This is a genomic window from Sphingomonas alpina (assembly GCF_014490665.1).
In the GTDB taxonomy this organism is placed as follows: domain Bacteria; phylum Pseudomonadota; class Alphaproteobacteria; order Sphingomonadales; family Sphingomonadaceae; genus Sphingomonas; species Sphingomonas alpina.
The window spans coordinates 1,675,142-1,697,414 of sequence record NZ_CP061038.1 but is presented as its reverse complement, the minus strand read 5'-3'; the positions used below and the strand labels follow the sequence as shown (position 1 = coordinate 1,697,414).

17 protein-coding genes are annotated in these 22,273 nt (G+C 64.5%); 5 read left to right on the top strand and 12 right to left on the bottom strand.

Annotated features, from left to right (window positions below):
- Nucleotides 1-320 precede the first annotated feature (320 nt).
- A complete protein-coding gene (locus H3Z74_RS07815) occupies nt 321-1,274 on the bottom strand; it encodes a transporter (RefSeq protein ID WP_187763341.1) in 954 nt (317 codons plus the stop codon).
- A 55-nt stretch (nt 1,275-1,329) separates the two neighbouring features.
- Nucleotides 1,330-2,931, bottom strand: a complete 1,602-nt coding sequence (locus H3Z74_RS07810) for an inorganic phosphate transporter (RefSeq protein WP_187763340.1) — start codon at nt 2,929-2,931, stop codon at nt 1,330-1,332.
- A 303-nt stretch (nt 2,932-3,234) separates the two neighbouring features.
- Here H3Z74_RS07810 and argJ point away from each other — a divergent pair, with 303 nt between their 5' ends.
- From argJ to H3Z74_RS24855, 5 genes are all read left to right on the top strand, one after another.
- Complete coding sequence (argJ, locus tag H3Z74_RS07805; protein ID WP_187763339.1) at nt 3,235-4,464, top strand: bifunctional glutamate N-acetyltransferase/amino-acid acetyltransferase ArgJ; 1,230 nt, start codon at nt 3,235-3,237, stop codon at nt 4,462-4,464.
- Between the two features lie 2 nt (nt 4,465-4,466).
- Entirely contained in the window at nt 4,467-4,910 is a 444-nt protein-coding gene (locus tag H3Z74_RS07800) for a GFA family protein (RefSeq protein WP_229726963.1), read from the top strand.
- Nucleotides 4,904-5,512 (top strand): glutathione S-transferase family protein, encoded by a 609-nt coding sequence (locus tag H3Z74_RS07795; RefSeq protein ID WP_187763337.1) that lies wholly within the window; start codon nt 4,904-4,906, stop codon nt 5,510-5,512. Before H3Z74_RS07800 ends, H3Z74_RS07795 begins: the two co-directional genes overlap by 7 nt.
- Before the next feature lie 35 nt (nt 5,513-5,547).
- Nucleotides 5,548-6,453, top strand: coding sequence for a glutathione S-transferase family protein (locus tag H3Z74_RS07790; protein WP_187763336.1), 906 nt, complete (start codon nt 5,548-5,550; stop codon nt 6,451-6,453).
- 175 nt (nt 6,454-6,628) lie between these two features.
- Nucleotides 6,629-6,784, top strand: a complete 156-nt coding sequence (locus H3Z74_RS24855; protein WP_390901789.1) for an SEC-C metal-binding domain-containing protein — start codon at nt 6,629-6,631, stop codon at nt 6,782-6,784.
- A gap of 37 nt (nt 6,785-6,821) precedes the next feature.
- Here the strand turns inward: H3Z74_RS24855 and trxA are convergent, their stop codons facing one another.
- From trxA to H3Z74_RS07735, 10 genes are all read right to left on the bottom strand, one after another.
- A complete protein-coding gene (gene trxA, locus H3Z74_RS07780; RefSeq protein WP_187763335.1) occupies nt 6,822-7,145 on the bottom strand; it encodes a thioredoxin in 324 nt (107 codons plus the stop codon).
- 48 nt (nt 7,146-7,193) lie between these two features.
- A complete protein-coding gene (gene addA / locus H3Z74_RS07775) occupies nt 7,194-10,610 on the bottom strand; it encodes a double-strand break repair helicase AddA (protein WP_187763334.1) in 3,417 nt (1,138 codons plus the stop codon).
- Nucleotides 10,591-13,560, bottom strand: a complete 2,970-nt coding sequence (addB, locus tag H3Z74_RS07770; RefSeq protein ID WP_187763333.1) for a double-strand break repair protein AddB — start codon at nt 13,558-13,560, stop codon at nt 10,591-10,593. The genes addA and addB overlap by 20 nt, the downstream gene beginning before the upstream one ends.
- Entirely contained in the window at nt 13,553-14,317 is a 765-nt protein-coding gene (locus tag H3Z74_RS07765) for a nucleotidyltransferase family protein (RefSeq protein ID WP_187763332.1), read from the bottom strand. The genes addB and H3Z74_RS07765 overlap by 8 nt, the downstream gene beginning before the upstream one ends.
- Nucleotides 14,314-15,312 carry an aminoglycoside phosphotransferase family protein gene (locus tag H3Z74_RS07760; protein ID WP_187764221.1) on the bottom strand — a complete coding sequence of 333 codons (999 nt, stop codon included), beginning with the start codon at nt 15,310-15,312 and terminating at the stop codon, nt 14,314-14,316. Before H3Z74_RS07760 ends, H3Z74_RS07765 begins: the two co-directional genes overlap by 4 nt.
- Nucleotides 15,309-15,749 carry a tRNA (adenosine(37)-N6)-threonylcarbamoyltransferase complex ATPase subunit type 1 TsaE gene (tsaE, locus tag H3Z74_RS07755; protein WP_187763331.1) on the bottom strand — a complete coding sequence of 147 codons (441 nt, stop codon included), beginning with the start codon at nt 15,747-15,749 and terminating at the stop codon, nt 15,309-15,311. Before tsaE ends, H3Z74_RS07760 begins: the two co-directional genes overlap by 4 nt.
- Nucleotides 15,749-16,048 carry a CcdB family protein gene (locus H3Z74_RS07750; RefSeq protein WP_187763330.1) on the bottom strand — a complete coding sequence of 100 codons (300 nt, stop codon included), beginning with the start codon at nt 16,046-16,048 and terminating at the stop codon, nt 15,749-15,751. Before H3Z74_RS07750 ends, tsaE begins: the two co-directional genes overlap by 1 nt.
- Nucleotides 16,048-16,302, bottom strand: a complete 255-nt coding sequence (locus H3Z74_RS07745) for a type II toxin-antitoxin system CcdA family antitoxin (RefSeq protein WP_187763329.1) — start codon at nt 16,300-16,302, stop codon at nt 16,048-16,050. Before H3Z74_RS07745 ends, H3Z74_RS07750 begins: the two co-directional genes overlap by 1 nt.
- Before the next feature lie 57 nt (nt 16,303-16,359).
- Entirely contained in the window at nt 16,360-18,714 is a 2,355-nt protein-coding gene (locus tag H3Z74_RS07740) for a sensor histidine kinase (protein ID WP_390901796.1), read from the bottom strand.
- Between the two features lie 227 nt (nt 18,715-18,941).
- Nucleotides 18,942-22,172 (bottom strand): TonB-dependent receptor domain-containing protein, encoded by a 3,231-nt coding sequence (locus H3Z74_RS07735; RefSeq protein WP_187763328.1) that lies wholly within the window; start codon nt 22,170-22,172, stop codon nt 18,942-18,944.
- Nucleotides 22,173-22,273: the final 101 nt, after the last annotated feature.

Below are 22,273 nucleotides of genomic sequence, written 5' to 3'. Positions count from 1 at the left end.
CGGGAGATATGGGACACCGGTCGTGTCCCATATCTCGTGCTGCACCTCGGCGCGAGGATTGCATATAATGATTATATTTCAAATATTTACATGAAATCTCGACCGCCAAACCAGCCCAACCATCTCCTGGAAAGCGGAGATGGCTGGAGAAGTCGAACTGCATGGTGCCGGATCGGCATGAAGAGACATGGGTTCGACACAACCTCTCACCGTCCGTGCTGAGCTTGCCGAAGCACCGCTTTTCTTTACGGGGCGTAGAAGCAAGAACGGCCCTTCGACAGGCTCAGGGCGAACGGAAGGGTGTGGAGCAATGCAGCCCCTTATCGCCGCATGAAGCCAAGCCAGCGCAGCAACAGATAGGTCGCCACCGCTGCGCCGAGCGCCAGCACCGTCGCGCCCGCCGTGCCCATCGACGAGGCCAGCGGCATCCCGCCGGTATTCATCCCGAAAATGCCCGTGACCAGTGTCGCCGGCAGCATCAGGGCAGTCATGATCGAGAGGATATAGAGATTCTGGTTGGTGCGCTGCGCCGCCTGGATATCCAGCTCTTCGCGCAACAGCCGCAATTGCCCCTGCACGGCGACGATATCGCCGTCGAGCGATTGCAGGCGCTGAACCAACTTCTCGACTGTGGCGAGCAGGGCTTCCGGCAGTTCCTCATCCTCCTCCAGCCGGTGAAAGACCTCGCGCATCCCGCCGAGCAGGCGGTGGAGCTGAGCAACACGGCGGCGGATACCGATCAGGTCGCGAGTGGTGGGCGGATGATGCCCGTCGAGCAGCGCATCCTCCGCGATCCGCACATCATCGCTCAACGTGCGGCTGATCCCCGACACATTCTCGGTGATCGCGCCGACCAGCAGGTCAAGCGCCGCCGCCGGTCCGGCGAGCATCGGAATCCGCTCGAGCCGCTGGCGGACGATATCGGCCGACCGGATCGGGTGCGACCGTGTGGTGACTATGAGTGTCGGAGTCAGCGCAATGCGCAGCGCACCGATCCGCGCGGTATCGGCAACGTCGAAATCGCGCTCGAAATCATGCAACACGCATCCGACCGTCTCGCCATCGACCAAGGCGCGTTGATGCGTATCGGCCGACAGCAGCAATTCCCGCACGTCCATTGGCAACGCGGCATTCTCTATCCAGCTGCGCGTGCCGTGATCGGCGAGATTGAGATGGAGCCAGCGCAGCCCCCCGGGTTGCGGCGCGTCGCAGGCCTCGACTGCCAGGCTACCGGATGCGGTGAAATCCAATCCCCAGATCAACCCCGGCCGCATGCCCCCAAAGGGTATGAAAGCAGGAATGAGCGTCTCGCGCGTAGCCCTGCCCTCCCTACAAAATCTGCGAGAAGAGCATGTAGAGGCCACCGGCCAGCACGATCGATACGGGCAGCGTCAGAACCCATGCCATCAGCATGTTGCGAATCGTGCTCATCTGCAGCCCCGATCCGTTCGCCGCCATCGTCCCTGCGACGCCCGACGACAGGACGTGGGTGGTGGAGACCGGCAGGCCAAGATGATCGGCGCCGAAGATCGTACCCATAGCGACCAGTTCCGCCGACGCGCCCTGCGCATAGGTCAGGTGGGTCTTGCCGATCTTTTCACCCACGGTGACGACGATCCGCTTCCAGCCGACCATCGTGCCCAGGCCGAGCGCAAAGGCGACGGCGATCTTCACCCAGGTCGGGATGAAGCGGGTGCCGGCATCGAGCGACGCCTTGTAGCTGGTCAGCGTCTTGCTGCTCGCTTCGGAGAGGCCGGCATCCTTGTCCTTGTTGAGCCGCTTGATCGCTTCCGACGCGAGATACATATCGTTGCGGATATTACCCACCGCCGCTGCCGGGACCTTGGTGAACGAGCCATATTCGATCACCTGCTGATCGACATCGGCGATCAGCGTGGCCAGCGCCGGAACCGTGGTCGGCGTGAACTTCTTGTCGGCGATATAGGTGGTCACCACCTTGCGCGCAGCCTCAGGCGAGGCCCCTGCGGGGCGTCCGCCGAGCGCATCGGTCGCGACGACCGAGTTCATATGGAAATCAGCCGAATATTTGGCCGGCACCGCCCGGTTCAGCGCATAGGCGGTCGGCACCGTGCCGATCAGGATCAGCATGATCAGGCCCATGCCCTTTTGCCCGTCGTTCGAGCCATGCGCGAAGCTGACCCCGGTGCAGGTGAAGATCAGCAGGCCGCGGATCCATGCGGGTGGCGGGACGCCGGGCTTGGGCTCCTGATACAGCGCCTTGTTGCGGACCAGCAGCTTCATGGCGAGGAACAGCAGCGCTGCGATGCCGAAACCGATCAGCGGCGAGATCAGCAAGGCCTGGCCGATCTCGGCCGCCTTCGACCAGTCGACGCCCGACGTCCCGCTCTTGCCGTGCAGCATCGCATTGGCGACGCCGACGCCGATGATCGACCCGATCAGGGTGTGCGACGATGAGGATGGAATACCCAGCCACCAGGTCGCCAGATTCCACGCGATCGCCGCGATCAGCAGCGCGAAGACCATCGCGAACCCGGCATTGGAGCCGACCTGGAGAATCAGCTCGACCGGCAGCAGCGATACGATGCCGAACGCCACCGCCCCGGTCGACAGCAGCACGCCGAGGAAATTGAAGAAACCCGACCACACCACCGCGACATTGGCCGGCATCGCATTGGTATAGATGACCGTCGCGACGGCGTTGGCGGTATCGTGAAACCCGTTCACGAATTCGAAGCCAAGCGCGATCAGCAGCGCGATGAACAACAGGATGAAGGGCAGATAGGCAGTCGCCTCGACCCCCACCGCGCTGGCATCGGCGTAAACGCTGTAGCCGACATAGATCAGCGCCACGAGGATCGCCGCACCAAAGCCCAGTTTCCCGGCAATGCCCAATCCCTTGTCGAGGTCGGGCCGTCCCAGCGCAGCATCTGTGGCGATCGTAGCATTCATCGGGTCGCGGCCTTTGTAGCTTCAACCTTCGGTACAAGCCGGTTGTGACAGGCAGATGTCGGTCGCGCCGACTCATTGGCTGTGCAGGTCTGGTTAGCCCAATCCCAGCTCGCGCTTCCCCGGCGAAGGCCCGGGCCCAGTTGCGAAGGTCGAGGTAAGGACGCTCAGCGCCCGTCCACAAATGCTTGCCATCTGGGCCCCGGCCTTCGCCGGGGAAGCGGGCAGCAAGAATCCGAATTATGGGAGCTGACATGGCGAAAAAGCGCCGGTGACCTGCCTCCCGATCATGGTTATGGGGTGCGCATGACCACGACCATCTCGCCGCTCGCCCCTGCCGGTTTTCCCGCACTTCCCGCCATTCCCGGCGTCACGCTGCGCATCGCGCGGGCGCGCTACAAGACCTGGGACCGCTGCGACCTGACCTTCGTCACGCTCGATCCGGGCACGGTGGTGGCCGGCGTGCTGACCCAGAGCCGCTGCCCTTCGCCCGAGGTGGAATGGTGCCGCAAGGCGCTGATCCTGGGCCAGGCGCGCGCACTGGTGGTCAATGCGGGCAACTCCAACGCCTTTACCGGCGATCGCGGGCGCGCCGCGGTGGAGAATCTCGCCGCGCGCACCGCACAGCATCTCGGGTGCCAGCCATCGGACGTGTTTCTCGCCTCGACCGGCGTGATCGGCGTGCCCCTGCCGATCGACAAGTCGGAAGCAGGGCTCGCCGCCGCCTTCACCGCCGAACCTTGCGGCTGGGAGGATGCCGCCGCGACGATCATGACCACCGACACCTTTGCCAAGGCGGCCGTCACCACCGCGATCGTCGATGGTCGCACGGTCAGCCTGGTCGGGATCATCAAGGGATCCGGCATGATCATGCCCGATATGGCGACGATGCTCGGCTTCGTCTTCACCGATGCCGCCGTAGAGCCGGCGTTCCTGCAATCCGCCTTGTCGGATGCGAATGTGAAGACCTTTTCGTGCATCACGGTCGACAGCGACACCTCGACCAGCGACACGGTGCTCGCCTTCGCCACTGGCGCGGCGGGCAATGCCCCGCTTGCGTCGGACGAGGATACGGGTGCCGACGCGTTCCGTGCGGCGCTCGCCGATCTGTGCCGTCAGCTGGCGCATCTCGTGGTACGAGACGGCGAAGGTGCGTCGAAGTTCATCACTATCGACGTGACCGGCGCGGAGAGCGACCGGAGCGCGCACCGCATCGCCTTGTCGATCGCCAATTCTCCACTGGTGAAAACCGCGATCGCCGGCGAGGACGCCAATTGGGGCCGCGTCGTCATGGCGGTGGGCAAGGCAGGCGAACCGGCCGAGCGCGACAAGCTCGCGATCCGTTTCGGCGAGACTCAGGTCGCGCGCGATGGGCTGGCCGTCACGGGGTATGACGAGGCGCCGGTAGCGGCGCATCTCAAGGGCAACGACATCGATATCGGAGTCGATCTGGGCCTGGGCGAAGGTCGCGCGACTGTTTGGACCTGCGACCTGACGCACGGCTATATCTCGATCAACGGCGATTATCGGAGCTGATGATGACGGGGGCAACGGGCAGCTGCGCATGCGGCGCGGTGCGTTATCGATTGTTGTCGGAGCCGTTCGACACCGGCTGGTGTCATTGCCGGAATTGCCAGCTGACATCGGGCGCGCCGGCGATGGTCTTTTCGACGGTTCCGCGGGACGATTACCGGATCGAGAGCGGCCAGGATCTGATCGGCCGGCATGAGTCGAGCTCGTTCGGCGCGCGGCGTTTCTGCAGCGAATGTGGCACGCCGCTGACGTTCGAAACCAATTTCCAGCCCGACACGATCGACTTCACCGTGGCGACGCTGAACGATCCATCGTCCGTCACACCCGGCTTCCATATCTTCTATGGCAGCCGCATTCCCTGGGCCGAAGCCAGCGATACCCTGCCCCGTCATGACAAGTTCCGCCCCGACACCCGCGGGCTCCCGGATGGAGAAGTGCCGCAATGCTGACGATCTGGGGACGGCTCAATTCGCATAATGTAAAGAAGGTCGCCTGGCTGGCGGCGGAGATCGGCCTGCCGCATGTGCGCCACGATGTCGGCGGACCATTCGGCATGGATGCCGCCTATCTGGCGCTCAATCCCAATGCGCTGATCCCGACGATCCAGGATGATGATGTGGTGCTGTGGGAGTCGAACGCAATCCTGCGCTATCTGGCCGCGCGTTATGCCCCCGACCTATGGCCGCTGGATCCAGTGGACCGAGCGCAGGGCGATAAATGGATGGATTGGCAATTCGCCTTTTCCAGCGCGCAGCACCGCGCCTTTCACGGCCTGATCCGCACCGCGCCGGCGGATCGCGATCCGGAAGCGATCGCGCAATCGGCCGCAAAATGCGCCGAGCTGATCCCCGTTCTGGAAAAGGTGCTGGGCGATCAAGCCTGGCTCTCGGGCGATCGTTTCGGCATCGGCGATATCCCGATGGGCGTTTACATCCACACATGGCTCTCACTAGCGATCGAACGGCCGCCTACGCCCAATATCGCGGCCTGGTATGAGCGGCTAAAGTCGCGCCCCGCCTATGCCGAACTGGTGATGATCCCCCTGACCTGATCGCATTCCCGATCGGCGAAATAGCGGAGCCCAATATGCCCGACCTGATCCTGCACCACTATCCAATGTCACCTTATAGCGAGTTGCTCCGCCTCGCGCTGGGCATCAAGGGCGCGACATGGCGGTCGGTGATCATCCCCAATATCGCACCCAAGCCCGATCTGACGCCACTTACCGGCGGATATCGCAAAACGCCGGTGTTCCAGGTCGGCGCCGATATCTATTGCGACACCGCGATCGCGATCGAGGCGATCGAAACCTTCCAGCCCGAGCCAAGTCTGTTCCCGGCTCCGCTCGGCCGGCTCGCCGCTCTGGTCGCGCTGCAATCCGGCGGCACCACTTTCAGCCAGGCGGTCGGATCGGCCATGGCGCCGTTCATCGACCGGATCGATGACGAATTCTTCGAGGATCGCAAAAGGCTGTTCGGGTTCGACCGCGAACGCGTTCGGCGCGGCGCGCCGCATCTGACGGCGCAGTTTCTCGGCTGGCTCGCGCGGATCGACGATGCGCTGTCCGACGGCCGCGCGTTCCTCGGCGGCGATGCGCCGGGCTATGCCGATTGCGCGGCGGGGATGAATGTCTGGTTTCAGGGCAATTTCGGCCTGAAAGGATCGCGCACCGCCCCCTTCCCGCATGTCGGCGCCTGGATCGCGCGGGTCGAGGCGATCGGTCATGGGTCACCCAGCGACATGACCGGGCAGGAAGCGCTCGATGTGGCGCTGGGCGCCGAGCCGATGGTCGCCGAACGAGTCGACGAGGATAGCGGTTTCACGGCCGGCCAGCCGGTCACGGTACGCACCGAAGACCCAGGCGCGGACGTGGTCGAAGGCAAATTGGCGAGGCTGACGTCGCGCGACGTCGCAATCCTGCGCGACGACCCGCGTGTCGGTACCGTGGCGGTGCATTTCCCGCGCATCGGGCAGATCGTGACACCGGCCTGACGCCTTTACTCTGAGGCAGAGATAGACGAAAGCGCGCCCGCGCCAATCAGGGCGCGACGACCATAGGAGGCCGACATGCCACGCATTAACGAGGATCGCGCCGACCTGCCCTGCTTTCGAGATCACAAGCAAGCGGCGTAAGGGCTTCCCCTCCGAGACGAACGTCAAACGCGGCGTGCGGATCGTCAACGGGGACAAATATCTGATCGAAAAGCTGGGCCGGAACGATCCCTGCCCCTGTGGCTCCGGCCACCGGTTTCAAGCGCTGCTGCCTCGATACGGGGCGGTTTCGATGGAGCCGGGCGCCATGATTATTGGCGCTAGTCGCTAAGGTTTCCCCGGGCCGCAGGGCCCGGGGAATTGGATGCTTAGCCGAGCTCGTTTTCGAGCCAGGCCTTGAGCTGGTTCTTCGGCCGCGCGCCGAGCAGCTCGGCGACCGGTGCGCCGCCCTTGAACAGCTTGAGCATCGGGATGCTGCGAATGCCCATCTGCGCGGCGATATCGGGATTGTCGTCGATATTGAGCTTGGTGATGGTCACTTGTCCGGCAAGCTCTTCCGAAATCTCTTCCAGGCTCGGCCCGATCTGTTTGCACGGGCCGCACCACTCCGCCCAGAAATCGACGAGCACGGGCCCATCGGCCTTGAGGACGTCCGCGTCCCAGCTCGAATCGGTAATCTGTTTGGTGGCCATGATGGTATCTCCTTGTTGTCTCTAATCTAGGGAACGGGCGGGGTCCGCTCAAGCGCTCGGGGTCAAGCTTTGCTCCGGCGCGGCATAGCCGGGCTTGTGCGCTTCGAGCATGGCGGGCGGCAATTCGAACAGCACCGGTCCTGCCGTATAGAGCAAGGCCATGTCGATGGCGCGATCCGGGAAGATCGCCGCCAGTGCCGCGCCATAGGCCGCCATCTGGCGCAAATGATAGGTTGGGATATCCGCCGGCGTCGCAGGGGCGTAGCGCCCGGTCTTGAAGTCGATCACGCGCACGCTGGAGTCCGTGACGAGCAGGCGGTCGACCGTGCCCGACACGACCACGCCATCGGCAACGACTGCGGCGATCGGTGCCTCTGCCAGCGAGTCCGGGCCGAACAGATCGTCGAAGCGCGGGTCGTCGAGCACCGAGAGCACGGTCGCGGCGATCTCGGCGCGATCCGCCGGGGATTCGACGGCCCCTGCCCCCGCCAACCAGCGCTCCGCAGCCTGTACGCGCTGATCGGCCGCGACCGCCGGCAAGCGTTCGAACAACGCATGGATCAGCCGCCCGCGCTCGGCCGCCAGGCGCAGAACCGGCGATGGCGGCGGATCGGCGACCGCATCCTCGCCCAGTGACGATGGTGCCAGCGGGCGCGGCGGACGTGCCTCGACCGGCGCTTTTCGCTTTACCCAGTCGGGTAACTCGATCGCCGACGTGCGCCCAATGCCCGCCCGCCTGTCGGCGGCGACCGGGCGTTGCGGCGTGCGCCCGGCATAATGCCGCGCCTCCTCGGACGTTTCGATGCCCAGCGCAGTGAACGCGCGGTGCGACGCTGCGTACCAGCTGGTTTCCGGCGGCACGCCTTTCGCCATCGGGCCGAGCGCTCCCGCTACGATCAATCGCTCCTCCGCACGCGTCGCGGCGACATAGAACAGCCGCCAATGCTCCTCCAGCTCGCGGCGCGAGGTGCGCTCGACCAGCTCGGTCAGCGGTCCGCCGACCTCTGCGGCGCGCGGCCGGAAGATCGGGAAGGCATCTCCACCATCGGGCGCCCATTTCAGCACCCGTGCGGGCGTGCGCGACGGATCGGCCGTCGCATCGGCCAGGATAACCAGCGGCGCCTGCAAGCCCTTTGCACCATGCGCCGTCATCACTCGCACTGCGTCGAGCGGCGCCGACGGGTCGCGTACGATCTCGACATCGCCGCGATCGAACCAGTCGAGGAAGCGCTGCAGCGACGGGGTGGACTGGGTTTCGAAATCAAGCGCGGCGTTCAGCAGTTCCTCGATCGGATCGCGCGCTTCCTGGCCGAGGCGGCGCAGCATCTTGCGCCGTCCATCGAGCGGGCCGGAGAGCAATTCCTCCAGGAAGCGATAGGGCGTAGCGATGTCGGCGCGCGCCAGCATCGCCAGCAATGGCGCGAGCCGCGCCGCCGGCTGAGTGCGGCGCAGATGCGCCCACAGGCTGCCCGACCCGCGTGGCGCCGCGGCCATCAGCTCGTCCTGGCTCCAGCCGATCAGCGGCGACACGAGCAGGCTTGCCAGCGACAGGTCGTCGCCCGGCTGCAGCACGAAGCGGATCGCGGCGAGCAGATCCTGTACGCTGAGCGGCGCATTGAGGCGCAGCCGGTCGACCCCGGCGACGGGCACCCCCTCGGCATAAAGCCGCGCCACGATCAGCGAGGCGAGTTCGCCGCGCCGCTTGACCAGGATCATCACATCCTCGGGCCGCAACATGCGCCCCTTGCTTTCCAGCATCAGCGGCACCGGGCCGTAGAGCCAATCCTTCACCGCACGGGCAATCTGCGCCGCGAGCGCGCGGGTCGCATCCGGAATCCAGCCCTCGGCATCTTCCTCGCTGCCGCCGGTGACGACGGGCGGCCACAGGGTCACGGTGCCGGGGCCGGCGACTTCGCTGGCGTGAAGTTCGCGATCGGCGATCTCCCCCAGGCCCGGATCGCCGATCGAGTCGATCGCCGCGTCGACGAATTCGAGCACCGGACGGGTCGAGCGAAACGACGCGGTCAGCGACAGACGCTCGAACGGCACACCGTCATCCCCGATCGCCTCGGCCTTGGCGAGAAAACGTTGCTCCGCCGCGCGGAAGAAGATCGGATCGGTGCCCTGAAAGCCGAAGATCGCCTGTTTGTAGTCACCGACGGTGAACAGGGTGCGGGTGCGCTCGCCGTGCACGCCAAGGCCGGAGAAGAATTCCTCCGCCAACGCGGCGACGATCGCCCATTGCCGCGGATTGGTGTCCTGCGCCTCGTCGATCAGGATATGCTCGGTGACCTGGTCGAGCTTGTAGCGCACCCATTCGCCCATGCCGGGCTGGGCAAGCAGTTCGACCACCGAATGAATCAGGTCGTCGAAATCGACTGCCCCGACGCGCCGCTTGGCCAGTGCATAGGCATTGGCATAATCGCGCCCGACACCCAGCGCATCCGCGAGCAGATCGGCATAGGCGCCGCGCACGCGCATCTGCAGCAGGTTGGCGCAATAATCATACATGCCCGTCGCCAGGTCGGCATAGTCGGGATCCTGTGGCGCCTGCCCCTTCCCGAACGAGCGGATATCGAGATCGGCCTTGGCCCAGATCTTGTTGAGCTCGCCCAGGGTCGCGGCGCGCTCGGCCGGCGAGCGATCGAGCCAGGCCGATACCAAGCCTGCACGTTCGACCCCGCTCTTGGTCCCCCAGCTGGCATTGAACCCGCCGATCGCGTCGAGCGTTTCATGGTCGAACACATTGTCGTCGCAGGCCGCGGCGATGGCTTGTTCGATATCGCCCTCGGGCAAATCAAGTTCGCGGCGCAGGAACGACTGCAGGTCGATCGGCAATTGCTGCAGCGCCGCCAGCGAGCGGGCGCAATCGCGCAGGAAATTCTCCGCCTCGCCCTCGCCGAGCCTGAGGCTCAGCGCGCCGACTGTGTCGATCGCCTGCTGGCTCGCATCGACCAGCATCTCGGCCAGGGCCTCACGCGCCAGTACCGATTCCTCGCGCGCTTCGAGCGGACGAAAGCCCGGCACCAGCCCGGCCTCGATCGGAAAGGCCGCGAGCAGGCTCTGGCAGAAGCCGTGGATGGTCTGAATGCGGATACCGCCGCCGGGCGCGTCGAGCACCTTGGCGAACAGCGTCCGCGCCCGCTCCATCAGCGCGTCATCGGGTTGCTCGCCGAGCGCGTGCAGGTCGCCGAACAAGGCGGTTTTGGGCATGCGCACCCACGCGGCAAGCCGCTGGCTGATCCGCCCGGCCATTTCAGCAGCACCAGCCTTGGTAAAGGTCAGGCACAGGATCGCACCGGGATCGACGCCTTGCAGCAGCAATCGGAACACACGCGCGGCAAGGACCTGAGTTTTGCCGGTGCCGGCCGATGCCGACAGCCAGACATGCGCACGCGGGTCGCTCGCCCGTGCCTGATTGTCCTTCAGGACTGGCAGCGGGCGGTTATCCACGCTCGCGTCCATACCATTCGTCGCGGCGCATCAACTGATCATAATCGGCATAGGGCGCATATTCGGGATGGAGCTTGGCGGTAAACGGCGCGTCGCCGGTCAGCCATTCGCGCACCGCTTCCGTGAAATTGCGCGCAGCGACCGTGGTGAAATCGGCGGTGACGATGCGGTTGCGCTTGCCCTCGGGATCGACCGGGCTTTCGATATAGCCGAACTTGCCGTTCTTGCGCGACAGCGACCAATATTCGAACGCGTCGGCGCGGCCTTTCGCATCGGCAAACCCGCCGCGTTCGGCGATCAGCCCGAGCAGGCCGAGTTGCAGACTATATCCCTCCATCACCGCGGCAGCCGAGGGCGGTTTTCCGGTCTTGTAATCGATGATCGCCAGCCCGCCGGCGGGCAGCCGGTCGACGCGGTCGAACTTGCCGGTCAGTTCGACCCCGGCAATCTCGCATTTGCCGTCCTGCTCCACCGCGACCAGCGTCCGGCCATCGGCGACATGGCGCGCCGTTTCCTCGACGATCCAGTCGATCGCCTCCATCAGGCGCGGCTGCCACAGGGCCTGCATCAGCGGGTGCGCATCGGCGAGCATGGTCAGGGCCCGCGCATGAAGCTTCGCCGGGTCGCACTGATCCTCGCGCGCCCACATCTCCAGCACTTCATGCACTGCACTGCCGCGCCAGGCCGCGCTCGGGTCGGCATCGACCGGATCGAGCGGCATGAGCCGCAGGATGCGCTTGGCGTAAAAGGCGTAAGGGTCGGCCTTGAGCCGGTCGACATCGGTGACCGCGATCCGCCGCGGGCGCTGTTCGGCCGGCGGCGATGGAGCGGGCTGGGTTTCGGGCACATGCTCGCCCGGATCGTCAAGCGCTCGCGTCCAGCCCTCCAGCATCACGGCACGATCGAACCGCTCCCCCGCCAGCGCCTGCAGCCGCAGCCAGAAACGCGAAGCGATCGCGGGCGATTTGGCATCGCGGCGCGCGCGAGTCAGCAGTGCGGCCGGCGCGCCCAATGCCCCGGCGAGATCATGCGCCGAGATGCCGACGCGCCGTTCCAGCCCGGGCAGGCCGAGCTCGCTCCGGATTCGCGGCGCGAGCCAGGGATCGGGCGCGGGTTGCCCGGGCCAGATGCCTTCGTTCAACCCGCCCAGGATCATCAGATCGGCGGTCTGCAGCCGCGCTTCGATCAGACCATAGATTGCAAGGCGCGGATGCCCGCCCTGCGGTGGCCTGACCGCGACCTCGTCCATCAAGGTCTTGAGCAACGGCGCGAGGCTCTCCGGCTCGACCAGTGCCGGGCCGGATCCCGCCTGCGCTTCCAGTTCGGCAAGCAATTCCGCCGCGGCGCGACCTGCGGTGCCGCTCCATAGCGCGTCGCCACACAGCGCCTGCGCCGTCTCGCGCAGTGCCGCGACCATCAGCGGCAAGGGTTGCGCTCCCCCTGCGAACAGCGCCTCGATCGGCGCGAGCACCGCACGCGCTTCGGGCCACCAGATCGCCGCTTCGGCGCGCCGCTTCGCTTCGCGATCGGGCGCATCGGCGAGATGCACGTCGATCCCGGCCAGCCCGGCCGCCGGACGCGGCCCGCGCAGCACGCGGTCGAGGCTGCGTGCGCCATCAAGCCATGCCGTGCGCGCGTCCCCGAACCGCACCAGCGGATGCTTGAGCAAGGCAAGCAAGGCGAGTGGCGCAAAACGCTGCACCGCGGCCTCGGCCAATGCAGTCAGCAGCGTGCCCGAGGGCAGGATCGACAAGGGCCGCCCGGCCGTATCGTCGATCTCGATCTCCCAGCGGTCGAGGTGCGCGGCCACGCGCCGGGCAAGCGCGCGATCGGGCGTGACCAGCGCGGCCGTCTTGCCCTCCGTCTCCAGCACTTCGCGAAGCGCGAGGGCGATCGCCTGCGCCTCCTCGGCCGGCGTGGCCAACTCCGCCGCGACGATGCCCGCCAGCCTTCGCTGATCGGCATCGAGCGTGGTCCATTTGCCGGTGAACTCGGCCGGGGCGAGCGCATTGGCGATGGCGCGTCCCCGCGCGATCGTCGCGTCATGCCCGCCGCCTTCGCGCCACAGGGTAAATTCGCCACGGTTGACGCTCATCCGTTCGAGCAGCAGCTTGAGATGGAACTGCGGATGCGTCTCGATCGACCGGCGCCGCAAGCCCGTCACCGGATCGGGATCATGCGGCCCCAGCGCCAGCCATTCATGCTCGTCCATCTCGAGCGCAAGATCGGCAAGCACGACCATGCCCTGCGGCAATTCGGAAACGCAGCGCATCAGGCCGGCAACAGCGGGGGCGCCATCGGTGATCCCCGCAGCGCAGACAAAGCCCGACGGCGATGCCTGTCGCCACTGATCGGCAAGGCGTCGGAGCAGTCGCGACCGGCGATTGGCCAGATCGATCCGCTTGAGCCTTGCCAATTCCTCCGGCCAGCGGTCGAGCACGGTACCGAACAGCGATAACGCCTTTTGCCAATGGTCGGACAGCTCCTGCGTGAGCTCCAGCTCGCGCAGCTTACGCGGATCGACTTCCTCGACCAGCAGCTGGTCGAGCGTCCGGGCGAGTTCGCCGGCCAGCCGCACCGCCTCCGCCGCATCGACCGCCTGTCCGGCGCGCATGCGTTCTTCCGAGACCAGGCGTGCCAGGATCATCCGTCGCTGCATTGGCACGACCGCTGGCGGCACCGGCTCCAGCGCGTCGGCCGGATCGATCGCTGCGCCTGCCGCTTCGTCGAGCGACGGATCGCCGATCGCGACCAGCCTTGGCAAAAGCAAGCCGCCGCCGCTGGCGCGCACAAAGGCATCGGTCAGCGCGCGTTTGGCGCGGTTGTTGGGAAGCAGCACCAGGCCCCGCGCAAGGCCCATCGCCTCCCCGCCAAAACGCCGGATCAGGCCCGCTGCCAGCGCGTCGGCAAAGGCCCGGTGTGCCGGTATCGTATAGAGTGAAGGCTTCCCGCCCTCACCCATCGGCGAGCATGGCTTCGGTCTTGGTAATCGCCCCCGGCGTGCCGACGTCGAACCATAGCCCCTGATGCACCAGCCCATATGCCCGGCCCGCGGCGATCGCGCGTTCCCAGAAGACCATGGTCGAGAACGGCCCTTCCGGCCAATCGGCGATTACGCGCGGCGACAGGATCTGCACGCCGGTATAGACGAACGGCGCGATCTTGCCCGGCTGGCGCCGCCCGATGATCCGTCCGTCCGGCGCGACGCGGAAATCGCCCTGTCCGGCATGGCAATGCGCGCGCGCCTGCGGCACGAGCAGCAGCAGCGCATCCATCTTGTCATCGTCCCATCGCGCGGCGAGCGCACGGATCGCATCGGTCGGCCCATCGATCCACAGATTGTCGGAATTGATCACCAGAAACGGCTGGTCGCCGATCAGTTCGCGCGCCTGGACGATCCCGCCACCGGTCTCCATCAACTGCTTGCGCTCGTCGGACACCGCGATCTCGATGCCCTTCACGCGATTGTCGAGATGCGCCTGGAGCGCGTCGGCGAGATAATGGACATTGACCACCGCGCGCTTCACCCCGGCGGAGCGCAGCTTGTCGAACACATGGTCGATCAGCGCCTTGCCGCCGACCTCGACCAATGGCTTGGGGCGCGTCGCGGTCAGCGGCCGCATGCGCTTGCCCAACCCCGCCGCCATCAACATCGCGGTTTCGGGCACGATCCCGCCCGGATCGGGGCGGATCGCGAGCGTCTTCTTTTTCAGGCTCATTGCCCGTCTGTCCTGGCGCTGATCGTCATCGGGTCACCACGCAGGTCGGCAGGGATATTGGCATCGAACCAGGCCGCGACCGGAGCCAGCGCCGGGTGCGCCAGATCATGTTCGAGATAGCGCCACACGCGCGGGCACATGCCGGGATAGCGCGGCTTGCCGTCGCGCTTCCACAGCCGCGTAAAAATGCCGACGATCTTCGCGTTCCGCTGTGCGCCGAGCACATGATAGGCAGTGTCGAAATCATCGCCCACGCCGGTAATGCGGCGGTAGCGATCGAGCATCGCCGCTTCGAGCGCGGACGGCACATCACGCCGCGCATCCTGCAGCAGCGAGACGAGGTCATAGGCAGGGTGTCCGGCCAGCGCGTCCTGGAAATCGAGCAGTCCGAGCGTCTCGCTGCCGCCATCGACAGCGGCGCCGATCAGCATCAGGTTTTCGGCATGATAATCGCGCAGCACCGTCACCCGCGGGCCGGTCAGCGTCGCGCCGAACACCGCATCCCACGCGTCGCGATAGCCCTGAAGATCCGGGTCGATGCCGACCGCCGGGCAATACCATTCGGTCAGCAGGCCGACCTCACGGTGCAGTTCGGAGAGATTATAATCGGGCAGCGGCCCCGCTTCATGATCGCGCAACCGGATCAGGATGTTGATCGCCGCTTCATAGAGCCGCAATTCGCTTTCCGGGGCAGCATCGACCGTCTCGCGCATGCGGGCGTCGCCGAAATCCTCGATCAGGACCAGGCCATTGTCGAGATCGATGCCGTGGATCGTCGGTGCCGCAAACCCTCGCTCGCCGAGCCAGCGCGCAATATCGATAAAGGGGCGCGGATCCTCATGCGGCGGCGGCGCATCCATCAGCACCGCGCTGCGGTCATGATCGACCACGCGAAAATATCGCCGGAACGATGCATCGCCCGCCAGCGGCAGGATCGATGCCTCCGCCCAGCCGATGCCGCGAAGAAAGTCGGCCGCGGCGGCCGGGGGGTTCATATCTGGTGCCATCGCGCCCTCCATGCCGCCGGGACCCGCGCTGTCAAGGCGCGCGCGCCATCGGGCATGATCTGCAAGGTGAGCGCCAGCGCCTCGGGCCAGTATCCGGGCGCGCGTTCGGGCCATTCGACGATCAGCAGCGAATCGGACGCCGCATCGTCAAGGCCCAGTTCCTCCATCTCATCGGGATCGTCGATGCGGTAGAGATCGATATGCAGCACAGGCAACCGCACCTCGGGCGGGGCATAGGGCTGCACGATCGCGAAGCTCGGCGATGGCGCCTCACCGGCAAGGCCAAGCGCGGCGAGCAGGCCGCGCGCGATGCTGGTCTTGCCGGCGCCAAGCGAGCCTTCGAGCGTGATGACGTCGCCCGGTTGCACAAGAGCGGCAAGGCGGATGCCCAGCGCATGTGATGCTCCTGAATCGTGAAGAATCATCAAAAGCCGATCATCAACATATCGAGCGCATTCATGATCGCTGGCTGCTCCTTAGCCAATGAGGCGACTACAGGCCCCAGCGAGCGCGTACCGATGCTGGCAGCACCTTGCGTCACCATGACCAGATCGCGTCCACCGACTGTAAAAACGGGATTGAGACGCGGAAATGGCGGCCTTACGCCTGCCAGCGGCATCAAGGGTACGACAAATCGTGTCTCAAGCACGCTGAGCAAATCCGCCTGACAATCGAGCACGAGCCCGCCGCCCTCACGCTCCGCATAGACATCGAAGCGCGCCATCAGAATTGCCGATACTTCTCCAACGGCAAGCCATGTTCCGCGACCCAAGCATTCCAACCGTCGATCGCCTCGCGATTTTCTTCGATCCAGCGCCGCTCGCGTTCTGCCTTGATCTGTTTCGCCAGCCCTTCCTCACACGCACGCGAGACGTTGATACCGAGTTCCTTGGCATCCTCGATCATCGCAGCATCCAGAGATACATTGGTCGGGCGACGATAAGCGGTGCGGGTTTCGCCGACATTGGATCGGGGCATAATATCACTCCGAGAAGATACGCATATTGTATGCGCATCCCTTTGCGCATGCAATATTCAACGCCGTGGCAATTCGACCGTGACGAACGTCCCCTGCCCAGGCTCGGACACCAGCACGATCGTTCCGTCATGCGCCTCGACGAACTGCTTGGCGAGCGGCAGGCCCAGCCCGAGCGCCCGTTCCCCGCCACGCGTCACGCCCGGCTGCGCAAAGCGATCGAACGCGCGCTTGACCGCATCCTTGCTCATTCCGGTACCATCGTCGGACACGATGATCCGCGCCGCCGCGGCCGTTCCGTCAGCGTGAAGCAGGATACGCCCGCCTTCCGGCGTGCCATGGACCGCGTGGCGCAGAAGATGCTCGATCACCTGGCGCAGGCGCTTCGCATCGCCCTTGGTGCTGCCGATCGACGGCAGCACCTCGACTGCGAAATCAAGCTTCTTGCGCCTGGCGATCGGCGCGATCACGTCCGCTGCCGCGCGGGCCGCCTGTTCCAGATCCACCTCCAGCATCTCCAGCGCAGGAGTCTTCCCGTCATTCTGGGTCAGGTCGAGGACTTCATCGACCAGCAGGCCGAGCCGTTCGACCGATTCCATGATGGCGTCGACATAGCTGTCGGCCGCCTTGGTCAACTTCCCGGCATAGCCTTCGCTCAGCATCTCGGCGAACCCGCTGATCGAGGTCAGCGGCGTACGCAGTTCGTAACTCATATTGGCGACGAACGCGGTCTTCACCCGGTCCGCCGCCTCCAGCGCTTCGTTGCGGTCCCGCAGCGCGCGCTCGATCTGGCGGCTGTCGGAAATGTCGAGCATGGTGAACAGGCCGTTGCCGTCCGGCAGCGGCACGGCGGCGAACTCGAAATGCCGCCCATCGGCGAATCCGACCCGGCCGCCGCGCTGTTGCCGCTCGACCGTCGCCGCACGAACCAGGTCGGCAATCAATTGCGCACGCGCCGGGTTGGCGAGTTTCGCGGCCGCCGCTTCGGCCAGCACATCGACGCGCGGATGGGTCGACAGGAACTCTTCGTCGAACCCCCACAGCGCGCGGAACTTGTTGTTCCAGATCTGCAACCGGCCATCCGCCGCGAACACACCAAGCGCTTCGTAGAGATTGTCGAATGTCGCCGTGCGCACTCGCAGCAGTGTGTCGCGCGCGCTGGCCAGCTGCACCTGCTCGGTGCGGTCCTCGAAGATCAGCAGCAGGCCGCCATCGGGCAAGGGCTGCGCGACTACGCGCAGGTGGACACCGCCGGGCAGATGCCAATTCTCCTCGATCGCCCCGCTGGTCGCGACGAACCAGTCGCGCCGCTCCGCCTTCCAGCCCGGAAAATCGCGCACTTCGGGCAGCCGGTTGGCTTCGCGCATGCGCTCCAGCACGCGGTCGAATTCCGGCCGGTCGGACAGCCATTCGCTGCGCATCGCGAACAGGCGGCGGAACGGCTGGTTGCAGAAGATCAGCGTCCGATCGGCGGCAAACTGCACCACCCCGGCCGACAATCGGTCGAGCATCGCGCGTTGCGCATCGCCGAAACGCTTGATCCCCGAACGCGCCTGTTCGAGTTCCTCGATATCGACCGCGAAGCCGGCCACCCCGCCGGTCGGCAAGGGCACGTCATAGACGCGCAGCATGCGCCGTGCGCCGCGAATAGTGGCGGGCATCGCCTGCATCTGCGGCATGTCGGTATCGCGCGCCAGCACGGCGCTGGCCAGCGGACCGCCGACCCCCGACCCTTCGACCAGTTCGACCCCGCGGCGCACGACATCCTCGGCATCGGCGCCCTCGACCGCCTCGACATAAGCGGAGTTGACCATGGCAAGCCGCAGGTCAGCGCCGCGATACCACATCGGCAGCGGCGCCGCTTCGATCAGGCCGGTCAATGCGTCGAACGCGGCACGCGCGCCCGCGCCCTCCTCGCTCAGTCGCCCGATCTCCGCCTGGCTTTCGGTCGCGTCGAACACCCAGAGTACAACGCCCCCCGGCGCCTGCAGGTCGCGCGGGGCGCGTACGCCCTGGATCATCAATGTCCGCGACGACCCTTGCGCACGCACCGTTCGCTTGAACGTTCGCCCCGCCTTCTGCGCTGCCGCGACATCGCTCGCGAGCGCGGCCGCATCGTCCGCCGTAAGGCCGACCTTCCCGCCCGCCAGATCGGCAAGATAACGCGGGGACGAAGACAGGCCAAGCCAATCGGCCAGGCGATCGGGCAGTTCGAGGCGCCCATCCGCACGAACGACCATCGCCAGCGCTGGCGCAGCGGCGAGCAATGCTTCGAGACGGGCGTTGGTGGTCAGCGTTGCCAATGCCTCGCGCTGTGCGCGCAGGCCCCGATAGAGGATCGCACCCGCACCGATGACGAGCAAAGCGAGCACGACACCGGCAATCGCGGTGGCCGTTGTCGATATCTCCGTCACGCGTCGCCCGGTCGGCGCATCGTCCACTGACTCCCTTAACCGTGGGTCACGGTTTCACACCCAATGCCGCGTTAGCCTAGATCCGTCGACAACGAAAAGGCTCCGGTGAATACGCGTCGCGGCAACTGCGTTTTCCGGTCCACCGAGCTTGAGCCTGAAAAAGAAAACGGGCGGAGCATTCGCCCCGCCCGTCATACTCGATCAGATGAAGGACCGAATGCCGGCCGTCAGAACGAGCGGGTCACGTTTATGAAGAAGGAGCGGCCACGATAATCATAAGGCCCATTGGCAAAGGTGTTTCCAAGCCTGGGAGCGTTATTAGTCGGATGAGCGCTGATCGTCGGAGGCTTCTCATTGAACAAATTGTTCACCCCGATCGTGACCTGACCGATATCCTTCCATAGCCATTGAACGGAAACGCCGTGCTCCCAATACGTTTCCGCGACCAGATCATAATCCACTTGGACACAATTGCCCGGAATATTCTCATCGCACGTACCGCCGTTCGCCGTCAGGAAGAAGGGATCCTCCTTGTCTTCGGCCTTGCCGACATATTCCACGCCCCAACGGAATGTGACACCGCTCTTGGTAGTGAATCGGGTATCGAGCGAAGCGACAAGCTTCGGCCCTGCACCAGCTCCCGGATATCCGAGCTGACCGTTGAAGTCGTTCAAGCCATCTCCGTCGAAATATTCGAGCTGTTGCTTGAGCATCCGGGTCGCCTGCAACTGGGTCTGGAAGCGTCCGCCGAACAGATCTGTCGCATACCGCGCATCGAGATCGATGCCCTGTGCACGCTGCCGGGAAATATTCAAATAGGGATTACGGAAGCTCGATATCTGTCCAAAGCCCGGATCCTGACTATCCGTGATACGCCCGTTGAGGAAGCCGCAATATGGATTGTTGGGGAAATCATTCGCCTCATAACAGAAGTCCAGGATCAGGTTACCCAGAGTAGAAACCTCACCTTTCACTTCGACATTCCAGTAATCAATTGCCAGCGAGAAATCTCCCCAGTCCTTCGGTGCGGACAATACCGTGCCGAGGCCCCAGGTCTTGGCCTTCTCGGCCTTGAGCCGCCCACGACCGCCCGTCGTCGTCACCTGGATGGAACCTGAGGTAAAATAGCCCAGCGCGCCTTCTACAACATCGGGTGTAGAGGGGTCGTCGACACCAAGTATGGGTGTCAGCTCTGCCAAGCAATTCTTGTATACGGTGTTCGTCGATGAGTATTTGCTGGCAAATTCGTCGCAGGGATCAAGTCCACCCGGGTAGAAACCGACTTCGTCGGCAACAAACTGCTCGTACAGATTCGGTGCACGGAAGTTGGTACCGTAATTACCACGAAACCGGATGTTGCTGATCGGCGCCCATTCACCCTTGAACGCATAGGTCCACCCCGACCCATAGGACTTGTAATGCGTATAACGGCCAGAGGCAGAGAATTCGAGTGAATGAAAGAACGGACGATCTTTCAGAATCGGCAGTTGCAACTCGGCAAAAGCTTCGTTGACACGATCGCTTCCCTTGGTGATCGCCGCCGTCCCGTAGCCGTAAAGCTGTCCTGACATGCGCTCCGGCGACGGAGTATCGACGATCTTGTCACGCCGATGCTCAAAACCGATCGCAGCCTTTACCGGGCCGCCAGGCAGCGAGAACAGCGAGCCATCGAAGACAAGGCTGAACGTATCCTGGTCGTACCGGGTACGGCCCGTGCTGTTGGCGTAGAGATAATCATAAAAGGCACTGGAAAGCTGGCCGTCGGTCAGAACGGCGGGATCGAAGAAATTGATCGGAACACAGGTTCCGCCATTATAGGCACCAGCGGTGACGTTCGCAGCGCAGGTATAGTTGTTGCCCGCGCCGACCTGACCAGGCAAGCCGCGCGTGATATATTGCGCCGGCGTGTTGGCCGGGGCGTCGACCGCAACCAGGATATTTCCGACGCGCTCCGTCAGCGGATTCTGAATCGTCGATTTGGAACGTGTGCGGGAGAACATTGCATTGGCGTCGAAACGCCAGTCGCCAATTCCGGTGCTGCCTCGAAGGCCGACATTGCCACGGAAGAAATCCACGTCCTGTGACTGCTGGAAAGTCCGATTGGGGACGACAAACGGGCTATAATAATTAATTCCGCTGTCCGCCCAGGCAGTCGGATAGAACGGACTGCAAGCACTTCCGAAAACATCCGCACATGGAACCGTGGCGGGCCCGGCACCTAGATTGGTTAGATTGCCACCGTAGAGCTGCGCTTCGCCAAAATTCGTGATGTTCTGGAAATTGATCTGGGTGCTGTTTTTCTGCCGTGACTGCCGGCGGCTGAACAGCGCTTCGCCGTACAACTCGGTGTCGCCAAGTACTCCCAGCTCATAGGCACCGTTGACATAGGCCGTATAGGTCTTGATCGGGGTGAAAACCGTGTCCTGCAGCGCGATGGGATTGGAAAGCGGCCGCAGGTCGTAATTGTCCACATTGAGCGGCGGCGTATTGATACTGCCGTTGCGCAATCCCTGGCGGCCGGCGAAGCTGAAACCCAACAGGCTGTTCCCGTCAGTAAAGCCGGTGTAGCCCAGACCATAGCCCACCGCCGTACCAATCGCCTGCCGCTCGAACGGAAAGCAGCGCAGCTTGTTGGGGTCATCCGGCGATCCCTGGCCAATCTCCTTACCGCCGATAAAGGCAAGTTCGCGTGGGCAGGAATAGATATCCCGGTCGCCGAGGCGAAGCCCCTTGTCTTCGCGATATTCGAAAGCGGCGGTGATATGCCCGCGCTCAAACGTCTTACCGCCGGTGACCGAAATACGATAGGTATTGCCGGCACCGATTTCCGGAACGTCACTGAACGCATCGACCGTCAGCCCGTTCATCTTGGTATCGGTGATGATGTTGATGACCCCCGCGATCGCGTCGGAACCGTAAATCGACGACGCGCCCTCGCGCAGGACTTCGATACGCTGGACGATCGCGGTCGGGAGCACGTTTAGGTCAGCAGATACCAATTGCGGACCCACCCCGGCCGGCGCCAGACGGCGACCGTTCAGCAGAAGCAGCGTACGCGATGATCCCAGACCACGAAGGCCCACCACGTTAGCCCCTTGGCCACCCTCGGAAAGGAAGCCGAGAAAACTGCCGCTGACCTGCGAAGTGCCGGACGTCACCGTCGCGCTTTGCAGAATCTCGGTGGTTGACCGCGCACCCGCCAGAATCTGATCGTTGCGCGTGAAGATATCGACGTTCTGCGGCGTGGCAAAATTGTCCCGACGGATACGGGAGCCGGTGACAACGATATCGTTCTCCGATTTCGCTTCGTCCTGTGCAGGCTCGCTGGGCGGTAACTGAGCCGCCTCCTGTGGAGCTGCCTCTGCCGGTGCGGCGCTAGTGGATTGCGCGAACGCGGGCGCGGTGCCGAGCGCAATGAGCGAAACGGAAGATAGAATGATCAGATTGGGCTTACGCATGACCTGAGATGCCTTTGCCGAAAAGTGAACTGCAAAGGGTTCTGCCCAACGAAATCTCAGAATAGAATAGCTTTCGATATAAAACCACAAATTGACCCCCG